General features: G+C 44.9%; 14 protein-coding genes. 5 read left to right on the forward strand and 9 right to left on the reverse strand.

Annotated features, from left to right (window positions below; genetic code table 11):
- Window positions 1-6: 6 nt before the first annotated feature.
- The 5 genes from MD536_RS09460 to MD536_RS09480 all read right to left on the reverse strand — a co-directional run bounded on the left by MD536_RS09460 (window position 7) and on the right by MD536_RS09480 (window position 5821).
- Window positions 7-1320 carry a TolC family protein gene (locus MD536_RS09460; RefSeq protein ID WP_239598267.1) on the reverse strand — a complete coding sequence of 438 codons (1314 nt, stop codon included), beginning with the start codon at window positions 1318-1320 and terminating at the stop codon, window positions 7-9.
- A 33-nt stretch (window positions 1321-1353) separates the two neighbouring features.
- Window positions 1354-1629: an ArsR/SmtB family transcription factor gene (locus MD536_RS09465; protein WP_234868156.1), complete on the reverse strand. Its 276-nt coding sequence runs from the start codon at window positions 1627-1629 to the stop codon at window positions 1354-1356.
- Between the two features lie 194 nt (window positions 1630-1823).
- Window positions 1824-4199 carry a phosphoenolpyruvate synthase gene (gene ppsA, locus MD536_RS09470; RefSeq protein WP_239598269.1) on the reverse strand — a complete coding sequence of 792 codons (2376 nt, stop codon included), beginning with the start codon at window positions 4197-4199 and terminating at the stop codon, window positions 1824-1826.
- Between the two features lie 22 nt (window positions 4200-4221).
- On the reverse strand, window positions 4222-5211 hold the full coding sequence (locus MD536_RS09475) for a baeRF3 domain-containing protein (RefSeq protein WP_239598271.1): 990 nt from the start codon (window positions 5209-5211) through the stop codon (window positions 4222-4224).
- 55 nt (window positions 5212-5266) lie between these two features.
- Window positions 5267-5821, reverse strand: a complete 555-nt coding sequence (locus MD536_RS09480) for a DUF1003 domain-containing protein (protein ID WP_239598279.1) — start codon at window positions 5819-5821, stop codon at window positions 5267-5269.
- A 128-nt stretch (window positions 5822-5949) separates the two neighbouring features.
- On the opposite strand from MD536_RS09480, the gene MD536_RS09485 reads away from it, so the two are divergent.
- The gene (locus MD536_RS09485) at window positions 5950-7107 is read left to right on the forward strand and encodes a sensor histidine kinase (protein WP_239598281.1); all 1158 of its coding nucleotides are present in this window, start codon (window positions 5950-5952) and stop codon (window positions 7105-7107) included.
- Here MD536_RS09485 and MD536_RS09490 read toward each other — a convergent pair.
- Both MD536_RS09490 and MD536_RS09495 read right to left on the reverse strand, forming a co-directional pair.
- Window positions 7091-7819, reverse strand: a complete 729-nt coding sequence (locus MD536_RS09490) for a DUF4412 domain-containing protein (protein WP_239598283.1) — start codon at window positions 7817-7819, stop codon at window positions 7091-7093. The genes MD536_RS09485 and MD536_RS09490 overlap by 17 nt on opposite strands.
- Before the next feature lie 50 nt (window positions 7820-7869).
- A complete protein-coding gene (locus MD536_RS09495; RefSeq protein ID WP_239598285.1) occupies window positions 7870-9477 on the reverse strand; it encodes an OmpA family protein in 1608 nt (535 codons plus the stop codon).
- A 126-nt stretch (window positions 9478-9603) separates the two neighbouring features.
- Here MD536_RS09495 and MD536_RS09500 point away from each other — a divergent pair, with 126 nt between their 5' ends.
- Complete coding sequence (locus tag MD536_RS09500) at window positions 9604-10917, forward strand: M16 family metallopeptidase (protein ID WP_239598286.1); 1314 nt, start codon at window positions 9604-9606, stop codon at window positions 10915-10917.
- 17 nt (window positions 10918-10934) lie between these two features.
- A complete protein-coding gene (locus MD536_RS09505) occupies window positions 10935-12335 on the forward strand; it encodes a M16 family metallopeptidase (protein WP_239598288.1) in 1401 nt (466 codons plus the stop codon).
- 45 nt (window positions 12336-12380) lie between these two features.
- On the opposite strand, the gene MD536_RS09510 is transcribed toward MD536_RS09505, so the two are convergent.
- A complete protein-coding gene (locus tag MD536_RS09510) occupies window positions 12381-13442 on the reverse strand; it encodes a cytochrome-c peroxidase (RefSeq protein ID WP_239598290.1) in 1062 nt (353 codons plus the stop codon).
- 124 nt (window positions 13443-13566) lie between these two features.
- Between MD536_RS09510 and MD536_RS09515 the strand changes: the two genes are divergently transcribed.
- Both MD536_RS09515 and MD536_RS09520 read left to right on the forward strand, forming a co-directional pair.
- Complete coding sequence (locus MD536_RS09515) at window positions 13567-14310, forward strand: peptidase associated/transthyretin-like domain-containing protein (protein ID WP_239598291.1); 744 nt, start codon at window positions 13567-13569, stop codon at window positions 14308-14310.
- Window positions 14291-14935 carry a YdcF family protein gene (locus MD536_RS09520; RefSeq protein WP_239598293.1) on the forward strand — a complete coding sequence of 215 codons (645 nt, stop codon included), beginning with the start codon at window positions 14291-14293 and terminating at the stop codon, window positions 14933-14935. The genes MD536_RS09515 and MD536_RS09520 overlap by 20 nt, the downstream gene beginning before the upstream one ends.
- Before the next feature lie 144 nt (window positions 14936-15079).
- Here the strand turns inward: MD536_RS09520 and MD536_RS09525 are convergent, their stop codons facing one another.
- The gene (locus tag MD536_RS09525) at window positions 15080-16204 is read right to left on the reverse strand and encodes a M20 family metallopeptidase (protein WP_239598295.1); all 1125 of its coding nucleotides are present in this window, start codon (window positions 16202-16204) and stop codon (window positions 15080-15082) included.
- Between the last annotated feature and the right edge of the window lie 2 nt (window positions 16205-16206).

The following is a 16206-nucleotide window of genomic DNA, read 5'->3' on the forward strand; positions in this document are numbered from 1 at the left end:
AGTTGATTAATAGTTAAATTGTCCGAGTTCTTTTTGTACGTCCACTTTACTGGCCAGTACATTATATAATGCTGTATAATAATTGATGGTAGCGGTACGCAGATCTGTTTCCGCGTTGATCACTTCCAGGTAGGTTTTAATACCATTCCGGTATTGCAACTGAATCACATCATATACTTCCCTCGCGAGATCCAGGTTTTCTTTCAGGGCGAGGTAATTGGTATAGGTACTCTTGTAGGTTGCTATTGCCTGTGAGTAGGCCGCATTTACTGAGTTTTTCAAACTCAGTAAATCCAATTTAGTGCGCTCCAGTTGCCATTCTGCCGCATCGATGGCAGATTTTCTTTTACCTCCCTGGAAAATTGGAAAGCCCAGTGTGATAGCTGCAAAGGAAGCAGGATAGTTTACATTGTAGAGTTTTGAAAATTCATTGTTCAGGTAGTTCAGGTTATAGGCGCCATTCAGCGACACATTCGGCAGGTAGGCCCACTTATTGTATTTGAGATTGGCTTCCTGCAACTTGATCTGTGTAGTCAGCAACTGGTATTCGATCCGGTTATTCAGTTCCGGATTTTCATCAGCCGGTGCTGTGATGGATTGTTCCAATGCCGCGCTATCATATACCAGATCGATGGGTGCTTCTACCGGATAGCCCATTAGTGATTTGAGGTATTCCTGTTTTGCTTTCAGTATTTCTTCATTGGCAACTTTGGAAGCTTTGGCATTGTTGAGCGCGATGGTAGCACGTTTGAAATCTGTTTTGTCAGCTACCCCGGCATCGTACTGGTATTTGGCATCCTGCAGGCTGCGTTCAATCCGACGAATATTTTCATCTGCCACTTTCACCTGTTGCGTGGTAGCCAGTACATCGTAATAAGCTTTTGAAACTGCGACTACTATATCAATCTTACGTTGTTTGGTAGTTTGCAGGGACTGTTGCAATACATCCGTACGGGTTCTGCGGGCCAGTAGTACATCGCGGTTGAAGAGGGTTTGCGACATCGTAAACTGCAAAGCAGAAACATTGTCTACACCGAGTTTCACCGGGTTGCCACCAATGATATTGGTTTGTACTACGAAGTTGTGTTGCAGGTTGTAATTGAAATTTACCTGCGGATACCAGTCGGCCAACCGGTTCCGGATATTGGCTGCTGTAATTTTCTCATCGATTTCTGATTGCTGCACCAGAGGCTGGTTCTTAAGGGAAAATGCAATAGCCTGTTCCAGGTCCAGTTGTTTTGGTAAACTGTCAGGAACAGCCTGTCCATTGCCCTGTAACCACCCGATCAGGAGTGCGGACAAGAGTAACTTTGTTCTCATCTTTTGATTTGTTTCGCTTCTACGTTGGCTTTTTTAGCCGGCAATCGTCTTCAGCTTTTTGATATACTTATCAAGCAGCTCAGTGTTCAGGATGTACGTGTAATTACGACCGGATTTTTCTGGTTCGATCAACCCAGCTTCAACCAGGGTTTTGATGTGATGACTGATGGAAGGCTGCGCCAGGTCCAGTTTCTGGACAATAGCAGCACATTCCAAAACACCTTTTTTCTTTGAAATTGCTTCGAGGATTCGGAGGCGGTTCTGATCACCCATTGCCTTTGACACTTTCTCAAACTGTTTCCAATCCATGATTAACATTCATTGAAGGATGCAAATGTATGGATTTGCAATCGTAACAGGGGGCGAAGATTTTGCAGTAATTGTGGGAAAAATAGTAGAAAGGGAAAATTAACATTTTGGAGGATGGGAGAAAAGGAAGAAGGAGGAATGGAAGAAGGGCCATTCCTCCCTTATCCTTTCTTCCTTTCCTCCCTTCTCCCTTCTCACGTCTCACGTTTCACATTTTCCACGCCTTTCAGCAGCGCATCCGGATTAAAGGAGATGGTATCTATACCTGCATCTACAAGAAAGCGGGCAAAGGAAGGATCATCGCTGGGTGCTTGTCCGCATAAACCAATTGGCCGGCCTGCTTCATGTGCATATGCTATTGCCAGGCGGATCATTTCCCGGGCGGCAGGGTTCTGTTCATTAAAGAGAGGACTCACCAGGGCAGAATCACGATCCACTCCCAGTGTAAGCTGAGTAAGGTCATTGGAACCGATAGAAAAACCATCAAAATAGCGGGCAAATTCTTTTGCCAGCAAAACATTGCTAGGGATCTCCACCATCATGTACAATTCAAGTCCGTTTGCCCCTCTTTCCAATCCAAATTGTTTCATTTGTTCTACCACTTTTGCTGCTTCTTCAACTGTGCGGCAGAAGGGGATCATGACTTTAACATTCCTGAGACCCATTTCCGCTCTCACCCGTTTAACGGCTTCACATTCCAGTCGGAATCCTTCTCTATACTTTTCATGATAATACCGGGAGGCGCCTCTGAAACCGATCATCGGGTTTTCTTCTTTGGGTTCAAATGCAGCACCGCCCAGCAGGTTGGCATATTCATTCGATTTGAAATCACTCATCCTAAGAATCACCGGCTTAGGATAAAAAGCTGCTGCGATGGTAGCAATACCCTGTGAAAGTTTGTCAATAAAATATTCCTTCTTATCCGCATATCCTTTAGTAAGTGTTGCGATGGCCTGCTTGTCTGCCGCGTCTGCTGCAAGTTCATCAAACTGCACCAATGCCATCGGATGAACTTTGATGGCATGTGTGATGATGAATTCCATACGCATCAATCCCACTCCATCATTAGGATAAAAAGATAACTGGAAGGCTTTTTCCGGATCACCGGTGATGAGCATGATACCGGTATTTTCGGGCTTACTGATCGTACTGAAATCATGCTCAATGGTTTCCAGTTTCAGCAAGCCTTCATAAACCTTCCCCGTTTTTCCTTCACAACAAGATACCGTGATGGGCTGTCCATCCTGAATCTGCTCTGTTGCATTTTCGCAACCTACAATTGCCGGCACACCTAATTCGCGGGCAACAATGGAAGCGTGACTGGTACGTCCACCTTTATTGGTAATAATCGCGCCGGATTTTTTTAGAATGGGGTCCCAATCGGGACTGGTAAGATCGGTGACAATGATCTCACCGGGCTGTAGTTTATCAGCTTCAGCTGTGCTCTTCAGCAACCTGGCAGTACCCATGGCAACTGCAGATCCAATCGCCTGGCCGGATGTCAGTAACCTGACGCCTGCCTTCTCAATTTTATATTCTTTCTGCAACAATGGATTCGCGCGGGAATGAACTGTTTCTGGCCGGGCCTGTATGATATAGAGCTGATTTTGCAAGCCATCTTTTGCCCATTCAATATCCATGGGTTTGGCATAGTGGTCTTCAATAATCCTGGACCAGTTGGCAAGTTGAATAATCTCCTCATCTGAAAGAACAAAAACGCTTCGCTTTTCAGGTGAAGTTGGAAGGTTACGTACAGGCGATTCAGCAGTATCGCCATAGATCATGGTTTGCTCTTTTTCGCCGAGCCGTTTTTGCAGAATAGGCTGCTTTGCTTTACCCAATGTAGATTTGAACACCATGAATTCATCCGGCGTAACAGTACCCTGCACAATATTTTCTCCTAGTCCCCATACACCGGAAATATGAATAATATCCCGGAAGCCGGATTCAGGTTCCAATGTAAACAGCACACCTGAGCAGGAGATATCGGATCGCACCATTATCTGCACCCCAACTGATAAAGCCACTTTCTCGTGTTGAAAACCATGATCTTCCCGGTATTTGATAGCACGGTCCGTATACAGAGAGGCGAAGCATTTTTTCACTGCCTGCAGCAGGGCTTCTTCTCCCCGGATATTCAGATAGGATTCGTGCTGACCAGCAAAACTAGCTTCGGGTAAATCTTCAGCAGTGGCACTGCTTCTTACAGCAACAGCAATTGGTACTTCCTTTCCAAGTTCTTTATAGGCCTCCAGTACAGCTTTCTTTAGGTGAATGGGCAGTTCTGCCTCCATCAATAACTTGCGGGCGGCAGCTCCGATTTCACGCAGATTGCTGTACTGAACATGATCCAGTTGTTGGATGAGTTCACGCAACGGCAGGTGCAAGCTGTTCTGGCTAAGAAAATCTTCAAATGCAAGGGCAGTTGTAGCAAAGCCGTCAGGAACCGGGATGCCAAAGGAAGCAAGGCGGGAGATCATTTCACCAAGGGAGGCATTTTTTCCGCCCACGCTGGGTACATCTGTAAGACCGATTTCGCGAAAGCGTCTGATCCAGGCTGATTTAGTCATGATTATGCTATTGAGCACGGATTCAATAAAAGCGAACCAGTGCAATTTGTCCCTGGTCGGTCAGTTTTCCTTGCTTCACAAATTCAACATCTCCTCCTGATTCCAGTACTTTTTCAATGATCTCATCCACCGCATCCTTCACATAGGAGTAAGGATTGTGGGGCTGAAATCCATCGAAATGAAATCCGCGTTCCACTACCAGCAACTTGCCATTGTGGTGCATGGCTTCTTTCCAAACTTCAGACATACCGATTGTCAATCGTTGTGATTTACCGGCTTCCTTCAATCGCTGCAGCACTGCCGCCTCTTTCCAGTCTGACCATTTTTCAAGGTAGGGTTTGAGTACCTCGTCAATTTGATCCGAATCTTTCTCGGTTCCGGAAAATTCAATGTAGTCAATGATGCTTCCGGTGCAATTGTTTGCATTACTGAAGATCCCGATTAATTTCTCCTCTCCCAATACAAAGGCTGGTAACTGGTAAGCCCGCATTAATTGTTCAAGGGTTTGATCGGCCTGTTTAATGGATGTGGGTAATGAATACTCAATTGGAGCAGACAAAATACGTTGCTGTTTGCCCGGTTCTCCAAGAAGAATGTGCATGTGCTGGCTGTGCAGCAACAATACCAGGAATTGCCGCGAAACTATTTTGCAATCAATCAGATCCCGGATTTCGAATGAATCATCAATGATGATTTTCGGAACCACATCCATATCGAGATACAATAGTTTCTCAAATACTGGAGAGAGAAACAATGCAATACTTTTTTTATGCGTACTGTAGTTCAGCTGATTCAGCAGATTTCGTAAACGCTGGAGCAATAGCAGTGCCAGTTCAGCGGGGTATTGCTTCAAAAGAGATTTTTCCACCTGGTCACAGGTGTTCTTTAAAGAAGTGGACAAGCTGTCCTTGGCCGTCATTTTTGGATCAAACGGCAAAACAATAGATACTGCAGGCCGATAATGAACCGCCTCCAGTACCTTCCTCAGGTCTGGTGTAAGTGCTGGAATCATAGCCGGTCAGATTTCGTTACGAAACTAGGTAGAACACTGTAAGCAGTAATTGATACTAATCATCAACCTTTTTGATCTTCATCAAAAGATCCTTCATGTCATCCATCATATCAATCTGTGTCTTCTGAATCTCAAACAGTGTCTGCATTTGTTCTGTTATCAGCAGATCCAGTTTGCTGTGCAGGTTACGGACTTCGATTTCAGCCTTCAGGTTGATCATATAATCACTAATGGCCCGCTGGCGGTCTTTTTCTTCTTTTCGGTTCTGGCTCATCATAATGATGGGAGCTTGAAGGGCCGCAATAGTAGAGAGTAACAAGTTAAGTAAAATGAAGGGATAGGGATCAAAGGGTCTTGTTAATAAAAATATATTCAGCAAGATCCAGGCCAACATGAATATTGCAAAACTGATAATAAAGCGCCAGCTTCCTCCGAAGGAAGCAACTTTGTCTGCCACGCGACTCTGTAACCCTGGATGCTGGTCTTCAAATTCTTTTAGTTTCTCCGTTAATAATTTTTCTTCCTCAACGGACCGCCGAACCATTTCATTCAGTTTCTCCAATTGAGCCGACTCTGTTGAAAAGAGTTGTTCCAGTTGCGATCTCGTCATGGCATTCATATATGAGTGAACCCGAATATAATGAGATTAGAAATATTTCGACAGGTCCGCCCAAACTATTAACCGGATGCTTACGTTTATATAAGAACCCTAATGACTCCCACTTTAAAATCTGTACTATGAATGAATTGCCCGACTTACAGGAAGAAATGCGGCTGGCTGATCTTTACTCTTTCGGGATCCTCGATTCTGAAGATGAAGAGGATTTTACACAGCTGGTTGAACTGGCTGCGAATATCACCAACTGCCAGATGGCGGCTATTAGTTTTATTGATAAAGATCGTCAATGGTTCAAGGCAATTAAAAATATTGGCACCAAGCAAACCACCCGGGACGTAGCTTTCTGCCGTTATACTATTCAGCAGGATGGAATTATGCTGGTTCCCGATGCAAAAAAAGATCCCCGCTTTCAGGACAACCCGCTGGTTAATGGGGAACCCCATATTCATTTTTATGCCGGTGCTCCTATACGAAGTAGTTCCGGACATAAACTGGGATCTGTTTGTGTATTAGATTCCATCTCTAACCGCAATCTGAATAAATTTCAACTGGATGCATTGCATACCATCGCCAACCAGGTAAGCCGGCTGATGGATCTCAGGAGAAAAAACAAATCACTCATCAACTATACCAATAAACTAATCGAAGCAGAAAAAGCCCTGCACCGGCTTTCCATTAAGGAAGAAGAAAAAGAAAGAAGTTTTATTGCGCACCAGCTGCATGAAAATTTTGCCCAGACGCTGGCTGCCACCAAGCTCTATATTGAATTCGCGCAGACAGAAAAGGACCTGAGTGAGTCTTTCCTTATCAAGAGCAAGGAAAACATAGAACATATTATCAATGAGATCCGGCTGCTGTGTAATTATATCAAACCGATTGATGCGTACCAGGCTGACGCGAAATTGTTAATTCATGAACTGGTTGATCAATGGTCCGCCAACAACCGGGTAGCAGTTGATTTTACAATGGAACTGGAGGAACAGTTAGCTCCAGCAAGCGGACTCACTTTATACCGCTTATTGCAAACAGTACTACCCCTGGTTAAAACCTATAGAGCGCAGCAGCTTGAAATTAGCATTCAGCAGGAAATGGATATACAACTGAAGTTTCGCTATCGCCCACAGACCAACAGTGTGGTAGATCCAGCCAAATTACTCTTGCTGAAAAAATCAATTTCTATGACGCAGGCGGAGGGCGGCCAGCTGCTGGTGAACAGAACAGTAGATGGTATGCATCAGATAGAAATCCGGCTTCCGCAGATCACATGCCCGGCATAGCCATCACATTATAACCTGCAGTCGGGAATTTTTTGCCATCTTTATTGACATTCACAGCTTCAATTCGGGTGCTGTTGCCAGATTTTTTATCGGTAGACTCCAGCCGCATTAAAACCCCGTTTTCAATTCCTTTCATGGAGGGAAGTCCTACTGGTTTGGGACCGGAACTGAGTATGGAGGAGAGGCTTTTAGCCAGATTCCCCATACCAGAACCCAACTCAGTAGTAATCCATACCAGCGATTGACCATCTGAGGTCTCTATCAGGTATTGATCGCATTTATAACCTAGAATTGTTTCTGATTTGCCGGTTTTGGTAATCTTGACATCCGATGGATTTTCTTCCTTTACCTGTCCCTTCATCTTTTCCTGCATTTTCTTAAGATCCATCACCATGGCCATTTTCTGATCTGTCATCAGGGTAACCATTTTCTGATCTTTCAGATCCATCACCATGAAGAATCCTTTTTGCTTGGGAACTTCCATCCCGGTATAAGGCTGATTGGAGAACCACATCCCCATCTGTTCACCTTTCTTAAGGTTCCCATTTTTACCGGAGCTCATTTCATACGTAACGCCAAGGGCAAATTCATAATTTTCGGGAAGAGATTGCGCAAATGCGGAATTCATCCCGAGTAGCCCAAAAAGTACAGTACCAATGTAGAGAACTGATCTGTAGAAATTAGATACGGAAGGCAATTGAACTGAATGCATGAGTTTAAATTTTTAATGAATGCCTGCCTTAACCTGTCAGCTAAGCTACATTAATTCTTTAAAATGGTGAACTCAACCCTCCGATTCAACTGACGGCCATCATCTGTTTCATTGGAAGCCAGGGGTTTGGTTTCTCCATAACCCTGGGAACGCAACCTGGATGCCGCAATTCCTTTGGAGATCAGGTAGTTCATCACCGAGCGGGCGCGGTTATCACTGAGCTTGTAGTTATAATCATCCGAACCTTTGCTATCGGTATGGGCTGCCAGTTCAATTTCGATTGCCGGATTTTCAGCCAGCAATTTCACAACCCGGTCCAGTTCCACAAAGCTTTCCTTGCGCAAATCCCATTTGTCAAAATCAAAGAAAACATTGTTTAGCCTGACAGTTTGTCCAATTTCAATGGGTACCAGGTAGAGGTCTTTATGGATTTCCGTATACCCCGCCTGGATCATGGAATCCAGGTTCAGGTTTTCAGACATGGAGAAGAAATGGTTGGCAGTTGCCCGAATGCTGTAATTGCGATTGAAGGGCAAAACGATTTTAAAGGCTCCATCAAATGGACTGGAAAGTGCATTGCCCACCTGAACCCCATCCGGCAGTGTCTCGTATAAAAGCGAAGCAGCAATTGGTTCTCCTGTTTTCTTGTTGTACACATTGCCGGAAACCAGTACAACAGGATCCGGTTTTTTCTCTTCCAAAAGCCGAACCCGCACAATATCACTGGCGCCATAACCTTCTTCACTGGTAGTGAGGTAGGCAAATTCTCCTCCCGCATCCATGGTGAAAAAAGCATCCCAGTTGGCGGAATTGATAGGAGCTCCGAGATTTTCAGGATCTGACCATTTGGTCCAGCTCTCATCCAGCCGGCGGGCTTTCCAGATATCATTATCTCCCAAACCACCTGCACGGTTACTGCTGAAATAAAGGGTTACCCCATCCGCAGCCAGGTAGGGCGTCATCTCATCAGTTTCGGGCAGGTTGATTTTCTTACCCAGGCTTTTAGGCTCGGTCCAGCTGCCATCTGCCTTGAGAAAACAAACAAAAATATCATTCAGTGAACTGCCTTCTTCCGGGGTCATATAGAGCAGGAGGGTCTGGCCATCATGTGCCATGGAGGCACCTGAGAGGCGACCCCGATCGTATTTGAAATAGTTTTTGATATTAAGGCCTTCCGGCTCACTCCAGCGACCATCATCTTTCAAAACAGACATACTGATTCCCTTGCCCACATAGCCCCCCTTCACAAAAGCACCTCTGATCAGGATCCGGTTGTTATCAGGAGATATCCAGTATACAGCATTATAATGTGTTGTATTCAGTGGAGAAGCAAGGTGTTTGGCTTCACTCCAGTTACCCAGGGTATCGCGGAAAGCCACCCAGATATCCTGGCTGTTGGGTACGGAACGGTATTTGGTATTACGGGGATGATTTTCGCAGATGAAAAACAGGAGGTTGCCATCCGCAGAAATAGTAGGACGCAGTTCAGGCAGTTCGGAATTGATACCGGGACCCAGGTTCTCGATCTTGATGATCGTATTTTCTTTTATCACATTTTCTTTCTGGGCAATGAGTTTAACGGTGGTATCAATAGAAGGTTGGGCGATACCAATGAAACAACAAAAAAGCAGTAAAAAAAGCAGGTAGCAGTTCTTCAAGGTCTGGATCTTTGATTCTACAACGTAAAGCCGTGAAAAATAATGTATAAGCAACCGGGTTTTTTAGGAATGGTTGATCTTCCCGGTGAACATTTATTAGCTTTAAGGCGCACTAAACACACGATTATGAAGAAAATCTGGACGGGCCTCCTGCTCCTTTGTGCATCGGTGGCCCAGGCACAGTTAAAAGCAGATGATGTTCAAAGTTTTACCCTTGCCAACGGGATGAAGTTCCTGGTGGTAGAGGATTTTTCCATTCCCAATGCCAATATGTACCTGTTTTACCGGGTAGGATCCCGGAATGAATACCAGGGCATAACCGGCTTATCGCATTTTTTTGAACACATGATGTTCAACGGGGCAAAGAAATACGGTCCCAAAATGTTTGATCGTACCATGGAATTCAATGGGGGCGCGAACAATGCCTATACCCGGGAAGATGTAACTGTTTATACCAACTGGTTTCCTGCTTCCGCAACCGAAGTGATTTTTGACCTCGAGGCCGACCGGATTTCCAGCCTGACCATTGATCCGAAAGTAGTGGAAAGTGAGCGTGGGGTGGTGATTTCCGAGCGCAGTACAGGACTCGAAAACTCTCCTTACAGGGTATTGTTTGAGGCGGTACAGGGACAGGCATTTGCTGAGCACCCTTATCACTGGCCGGTAATCGGCTACCTGGATGATATGAAAAACTGGAAACAGGAAGACCTGGAACGCTATTTCAAAACCTATTATGCGCCGAATAACTGTGTAGTAGTGATGTCCGGAGCAGTGAAATTTGCAGATGTAAAAGCGATGGCCGAAAAATACCTGGGCCCCATACCTGCACAACCTGCGCCACCTGCGGTTCATATCAAAGAGCCCAAGCAAACCGGGGAAAAAAGAATAACAGTACAAAAGCAGGTCGCCAATCCCTACCTCAGCATAGCCTGGCATACACCGGAGGCGAAACATCCTGATTATTATGCGTTGTCGCTTTTGTCAGATTTGCTCACACAGGGACAATCATCCCGCTTGTATTCTGTATTGGTTGATCAAAAACAACTGGCTACCTCAGTATTTGCACGGTATGAAGAAAGTTTTGATCCAACCTTGTTCAGCATTACGGCAACCGCTTCAAGAGGTGTGAAAACAGAAGACATCGAAAAAGAAATTTATGCAGCGCTGGAGTCCATCAAAAAAGAAGGTGTTACTGAAAGAGAGCTTGAAAAAGTAAAGAATGCAAAGCTGATTGAGTTTTATCGCCAGATTGAAACCATCAATGGAAAATCCAATAATATCGGCACTTACGAAGTGTTCTTTGGGGATTATAAAAAACTGTTTGATGCGCCATCGCTTTACAACAAGGTAACGATTGAGGATATCAAGCGGGTTGCGGCTGAATACTTTACCAAACCGAATCGTACGGTTGGGGTACTGGCAGCTAACGTTGATCAATAACCTATTAATACAAAGAAATGAAACAACTATTCAATATATTTTTTCTAACAACGGTATTGGCGATGAGTGCCACTACAGTTCTACAGGCGCAGAATTTCAAGCTGCCTGCTTACCAGAAGTTCACGTTGAAAAATGGACTGACGGTTTACCTGATGGAACAAAAAGAGGTTCCCATGATTTCTTTATCTGCTATCTTTCCTGCCGGTGCCATCTTTGATGGAGAAAAGGCGGGATTAGCTTCCCTTACAGCAGCAGCTCTTCAACATGGAACCGCTTCCTATTCCAAACAGGAACTGGATCAACAAATTGATTTCATCGGAGCCAGTATCAACAGTTATGCGAATAAGGAATATGCAGGCTTATCCTCTTCCTTTGCCAGCAAGGATACGGAGAAAATGCTGGCCATCTTAAACGAGGTATTAACTGCTCCGCGTTTTGATACAGCGGAATTTGCAAAAGAAAAAAAGCGGGCACTGATTCGGCTTGAACAACAGAAAGAGAGTCCGAGAAGTGTGATCGGTTCTTACTTTGATAAGTTTCTTTACGGAGAACATGTGTACGGAAATATTGTTTCGGGTACACCTGCAAGTGTACAACCCTTAACTGCTGCTGATATCCGTGCCTTTTATGCGAGTCATTATATTCCGAATGGTTCTGCCATTGCAATTGCGGGAGACTTTGATGCCAAACAAATGAAAGCACTGGTGACTAAGGCATTTGCGGGATGGAAAAAAGGTCCGGCTGTTTCGGATGCCAATGCCAAATCGGCTATTGCAAAGCCTTCCGGCAACCGGGTATTGCTCGTGAACAAAAATGATGCAAGGGAAACCACTTTCTATATAGGTGCACCTGGTATCAGCAGAAACAATCCGGATTATATTGCTATAGATGTAATCAATACCCTGCTGGGCGGACGATTTACCTCTATGCTGAATGATGAGTTGCGTGTGAACAGTGGGTTGACCTATGGGGCAAGAAGCTCTTTTAGCACCTTGAAATATGGCGGAAGTTTTGCAATCAGCACCTTTACAGCAACAGAGAATACAGAAGCCGCCATAGACAAATCGCTGGAGGTATTGAACAGACTGCATGCACAGGGGGTAACAGAGGAGTCGCTTACTTCTGCAAAAAACTATGTAAAGGGACAGTTTCCGCCGGATTTTGAAACGAGCCGCCAGTTGGCTTCTTTAATGACCCAGATGTTCTGGTATGGATTCAATGAATCCTTCATCAATAACTTCCAGTCGAATGTGGATGGTTTAACACTGGAGAAGGCGCGCCAGATCATCCAGACCTATTTCCCGAAAGATAAATTGCAGTTTATACTGGTGGGCAAGTCGGAGGAGATTAAAAAGCTGGCTGAAAAATATGGACCGGTAACCGAGGTACAGATAACAGGAGAAAAGAAAGCGTTTTAATCATTATATAGTTGAAAAGATGCCCCTGCTTTTGTGGGGGCATTTTTATTTAGGCAATTCCGGGCGTTGCACTTTAAAAGGGGCGGCAGTAATAGCATGCAGGAAAGCCTGGAGCGATTTTCTTTCCTTTGCTGTTAAGTTCAGTTTTTTGATCCGGGGACCTGCTCCGCCATCATTGAACAAATTGATGACATCTTCCATTTCGTTGTACCTGCCATCATGCATCCAGGGTCCGGTGCGCATGACATCGCGCAGAGAGGGAGTTCGAAATCGACCCAGGTCTTCTTTCTTTTTTGTAACCGCAAACCGACCCGGATCCTGTTTCTGATCCGTTGAATCATAGAAACCCAGTGCATGAAATTGCTGATCCGAAAAATCAGGCCCGTAATGGCAATTCATACAAAGGGCTTTGGTGCGAAACAAATGCAGTCCTTCTATTTCTTCATCGGTGAGTGCATTGTATTGTCCGCGTACAAAGTTGTCAAACCGGTTGGATCTGCTAACAATCGTTTCTTCAAATGCAGCAATGGCATCCAGTATTCCTTCCATTGAAATTTCTTCTGAATCGTAGGCATCTTTAAAGAGCTGATGATAGCCTTTAATGGCCCTGATCTTCGGAATTAATTTGGTCAGGTCCTGGGCCATTTCATGGGGTTCGCTGATGGGATTAATGGCCTGTTGTTGCAGGCTTCTAGCCCTGCCATCCCAGAAAAAAGTCTGCATTCGGGCAATATTCAATAAGGAGGGTGTATTTCTTTTTCCTTGCTGGTGATCATGACCCAAAGCTACTGACCGGCCATCGGCCCATGACAAATCCGGATCATGACAACTGCTGCAGGATATTTGGTTGGATGCAGATAATCGCGGATCAAAAAAAAGCGTCTTCCCTAATAGAACAAGGGGATCGTTCAATACCGCAGTGCTGGCGGAATCAGTTATAGGCAAAGCTTCCAGCTCTTTCCAGTGAATGCCTGGTTCAATCAAAGGAGCAGGCCATAAATGGGTCGGTTTACTGTACATCTTTCTCAATGAACCTTTTTGTTCGGTCAATGCGACAGTAGCTATTCCCGTCAGCACGATGGCTGTAATCACCAGTAGTTTTTTCATTACAATAAACTAATCCCTTTTGCAAAGATAACCGTTGAATCTGCCCTTCTACATATTAGGAATGATTAACAAATGTTTGGAAGATAACTGCAACTCCCATTCAGGTTGCTCATTAACTTTAAGCATGACTGTCTTTCGACTGATCCTCACTGTCTTTTTTGGAATGAGTTGCTTTCTTTATACTGCCGCACAGCAACAATTGTCCGGGACAGTTTTTGATGCTCAAACCGACTCCACCTTACAGGATGTATTTCTAATAAATTTGAATACCAATCAAACGACGACGGTATCAAAAACAGGTAAATACAGCATTCCTGCAGCTGAAGGCCATCGCATAGTTTTTTCTGCTATCGGATACGTGGCAGATACACTGAGGGTAGAATTTCACATGTTTGTGACCGGGTATGATATCTCTCTAAAGCAACGATACAACTTGCTTAAAACGGTGGTGGTTACAGAAAGAGATTACAGCACTGATTCCCTGGAAAGAAGAGAAGCCTACCGCCATATACTTGATGAACCACTTCCTGGCATTACAGGAAGGAATACTCCTCAATCCGGTTTCGGAATTGTGTTGAGTCCGGCTAGCTTTTTCTCCTCCAAAAACCGCCAGGAACGGGAACTCAAGAAAAAACTCCTGGAGAATGAGAAGGTTGAATATGTTGATTACCGATTCTCCAGATCCTTCGTGCAGCGCTATACAGGCTTAAAAGGTGATTCCCTTCAGACCTTTATGTTACGTTTTCGCCCCAGCTATGAATTCTGCCGCCAGTCCAATGAGGAGGATATGATCAATTATATCAATGCACGATTGAAAATCTATCTTCGCCGGGAAGAAAAACAAGCGAATGAAAGAAAGCGTCAATAAGGCGGCACGCCTGATCTGGGATTACCACCATATGAATCATTCCCTGGAAAAATCCGACTGCATTTTCGCGTTGGGCAGTCATGATTTGCGGGTTGCAGAATGGGCAGCGCAATTATGGCTGGAGGGATGGGCGCCTTTGTTATTGCTATCCGGCGGACTGGGAAATTTTACCCACGGCATGTGGACTGAAAAGGAAGCCGATAAGTTTGCAGCTATTGCCAGGAAGATGGGGGTGCCCGATGATGTTATTCTAATTGAAAATCAGTCGACGAATACAGGGGAGAATATCCTGTTTTCCAAGGCATTGCTGGCAGCACGCGGACTGGATCCTCAACGTTTTATCGTAGTGCAGAAACCCTATATGGAAAAAAGAAGTTATGCCACGTTCAAAAAGCATATGCCGGAAAAAGAGTTGCTGGTAACTTCCCCACCACTCACATATGATGAATACCCAAATGAAGAAATTCCGCTTGAGAGAATCATCAATATTATGGCGGGTGATTTACAACGGATAAAGGAATATCCGGCCAAAGGATTTCAGATTGAAATGGAGATTCCGGAGGAAGTGTGGGAGGCGTTTGAATTGCTGGTGAGGGAGGGGTATGGACAGCATTTAATAAAGTGAGACGGCATGGAAGATGGAGGAATGGAAGAAGGAGGAAAGAAAGAAAGGACAAAGGAAGATGGGCGAATGGAAGAGGGAAGAAAGGAGGAATGGAAAAGGGAGGAAAGGGGAAAAGAATAGGGAACAATAAAATAGGTGTAGGCTTTAAGTGGTCAGGAGGCGGAAGATGATATCGCTGGCTTTTTCAATTTGAGATATGGCAATGTGTTCGTTGGCGGTATGAGCCTGGGCAATGGAACCCGGACCAAAGACCACACAAGGAATACCTGCTTCCTGGTAAATGGCAGCATCGGTGGCATAGTGAGCAGTTTGTAATTCAGGATGAATTCCCTCCAACTCACAGGCATGTACAAGCGCTTTCAGATGTGCAGCATCACGGGCATTTTCAACTCCCATGGCTAATAAATAAGGCTCCTCGATCCGATAGCCTGAAGGATCGCCCAAATAGGGTTTTAATCCATTCAAAATATCCTGCAATGTCATACCGGGCAACAGGCGATTGTCCAGCTCAATACTGCACAACGCTGGCACAGTATTCACTGTTTGTCCGCCTGTGATTCTTCCCACACTGGCAGTTGCCTGTCCCAATACCGGATGGGTCAACTGCGCCAAACTTTTTGCATAGGCTTCTACCCCTTGTAATATAGACGCCATTTTATAAATAGCACTTTCTCCATTCCAGGGCATACTGGAATGACAACTCAGTCCGTCTGTATGAATAAAAAACCGGCAGAGACCCTTGTGTGCATAGATCAGATTCAGCTCTGTTGGCTCTCCTACCACTGCATAGTCTGCTTTAATACCCCGTGTTACCAGTTCTCTTGCTCCGGAAAATGAATATTCTTCATCTTTCACGAAAGCCAATACCACATTGTGTTGCAGCAATTTTCCCTCCTGTATGATGCGCTTGATCGCGTGCAGATAGGTTGCTAGCGATGCCTTTGTATCACAGGAACCGAGACCATATAACAACCCCTCACGAATCACAGGATCAAAGGGCGCAATGGTCATCTGCTCCTCAGAAACTGTATCCATATGCGCTTCGAGCATAATGGTGTGCGACTTACCTGCATCTATAAACGCTACGAGATCGGGGCGCTCCGGATCATTGCCAAACAGTTCAGCACTTATACCCACTTCTGCTAGAAAATCCTGAATATACAGAGCCATATTTTTCTCCGTGTACTGGGGACCTGTTAATCCCTTACCCATAGGATTGACAGATGGAATGGCCACCAGTTGCCTGGTTATCGTAACTGCTTCGTGCATGT

It is taken from the genome of Flavihumibacter cheonanensis, assembly GCF_022352215.1.
In the GTDB taxonomy this organism is placed as follows: Bacteria; Bacteroidota; Bacteroidia; order Chitinophagales; family Chitinophagaceae; genus Flavihumibacter; species Flavihumibacter cheonanensis.

Bases quoted from the DNA above. Each gene is read 5' to 3' on its own strand.
- MD536_RS09460 (WP_239598267.1), bottom strand. From the start codon at position 1,320: ATGAGAACAAAGTTACTCTTGTCCGCACTCCTGATCGGGTGGTTACAG.
- MD536_RS09465 (WP_234868156.1), bottom strand. From the start codon at position 1,629: ATGGATTGGAAACAGTTTGAGAAAGTGTCAAAGGCAATGGGTGATCAG.
- ppsA (WP_239598269.1), bottom strand. From the start codon at position 4,199: ATGACTAAATCAGCCTGGATCAGACGCTTTCGCGAAATCGGTCTTACA.
- MD536_RS09475 (WP_239598271.1), bottom strand. From the start codon at position 5,211: ATGATTCCAGCACTTACACCAGACCTGAGGAAGGTACTGGAGGCGGTT.
- MD536_RS09480 (WP_239598279.1), bottom strand. From the start codon at position 5,821: ATGACGAGATCGCAACTGGAACAACTCTTTTCAACAGAGTCGGCTCAA.
- MD536_RS09485 (WP_239598281.1), top strand. From the start codon at position 5,950: ATGAATGAATTGCCCGACTTACAGGAAGAAATGCGGCTGGCTGATCTT.
- MD536_RS09490 (WP_239598283.1), bottom strand. From the start codon at position 7,819: ATGCATTCAGTTCAATTGCCTTCCGTATCTAATTTCTACAGATCAGTT.
- MD536_RS09500 (WP_239598286.1), top strand. From the start codon at position 9,604: ATGAAGAAAATCTGGACGGGCCTCCTGCTCCTTTGTGCATCGGTGGCC.
- MD536_RS09505 (WP_239598288.1), top strand. From the start codon at position 10,935: ATGAAACAACTATTCAATATATTTTTTCTAACAACGGTATTGGCGATG.
- MD536_RS09510 (WP_239598290.1), bottom strand. From the start codon at position 13,442: ATGAAAAAACTACTGGTGATTACAGCCATCGTGCTGACGGGAATAGCT.
- MD536_RS09515 (WP_239598291.1), top strand. From the start codon at position 13,567: ATGACTGTCTTTCGACTGATCCTCACTGTCTTTTTTGGAATGAGTTGC.
- MD536_RS09520 (WP_239598293.1), top strand. From the start codon at position 14,291: ATGAAAGAAAGCGTCAATAAGGCGGCACGCCTGATCTGGGATTACCAC.
- MD536_RS09525 (WP_239598295.1), bottom strand. From the start codon at position 16,204: ATGCACGAAGCAGTTACGATAACCAGGCAACTGGTGGCCATTCCATCT.